Origin of the sequence: Flavobacterium collinsii (assembly GCF_902804485.1) — a bacterium.
Lineage (GTDB): Bacteria > Bacteroidota > Bacteroidia > Flavobacteriales > Flavobacteriaceae > Flavobacterium > Flavobacterium collinsii.
The window spans coordinates 1-923 of the sequence record NZ_CADCST010000160.1; the positions used below are offsets into that span (position 1 = coordinate 1).

Genomic DNA, 923 nt, shown 5'->3' on the forward strand with positions numbered 1-923 from the left:
TACATTCTCGATTTCACCAAGCTCTATTCGATAACCACGGATTTTAACCTGATTATCCTTTCTGCCAATAAACTCCAGATTACCATCAGGGAGCCAACGCGCTAAATCTCCCGTCTTATAAATTCTATCGCCTTCTTTAAATGGATTCTCTATAAACTTCTCTCGGGTTAATTCTTCCTGATTTAAATAACCACGAGCAACCTGAATTCCTCCAATGCATAATTCACCTACTAAGCCTAAAGGTAATATATTATCATAATTATCCAATATATAGAGTTGAACATTATCAATTTCTTTACCGATAATAACCCTTTCTAAAATATTTAACTTTTGTGCAGTAATCCAAATAGTAGCCTCTGTAGGCCCATACAAATTCCAAACATTATTACTTATAGAAGTTAGACTGTTCTTTAATGATTCCTTAATTGCCTCTCCTCCACTTAAAAGTGTAACATTTTCTCTATTATCCCAACCATTATCAATAAGCATTTGCCAAGTTGATGGGGTTGCCTGCATAAAATCAGGGCTATGATTAGCTATAGCAGACTGAAGCTGATCCCCATCTCTTATAGAAATGTTATTTAAAACGATAACTTTAGCTCCTAATAATAGAGGAGCGAAAAACTCTAAATAAAAAATATCAAAAGTATTGGTTGTTACTGAAAGAAAACTCTTTAAGTCTTGCATTTCCAAACGATTGATCATACTTAGCAAAAAATTCACTAAACTACTATGCTCAATCATTACTCCTTTTGGCTTGCCTGTGCTACCTGAGGTATAAATTACATAAGCCAGATGACTTGGTGATAATGCAACGTTTAGTCCTGTTGTAGGATTAACAGAGATCTTCGCCCAATCTTTATCCAATAGTAAAACATCAATATCCTTATAATCTGCCAGAATCTTATGGTTATCTTCCATAC

General features: G+C 34.2%; 1 protein-coding gene. It reads right to left on the reverse strand.

The annotated features are described in order from the left end of the window. Nucleotides 1-923: AMP-binding protein (locus tag FLA105534_RS22795; protein WP_173968374.1), on the reverse strand; the 923-nt coding region annotated here is incomplete at both ends.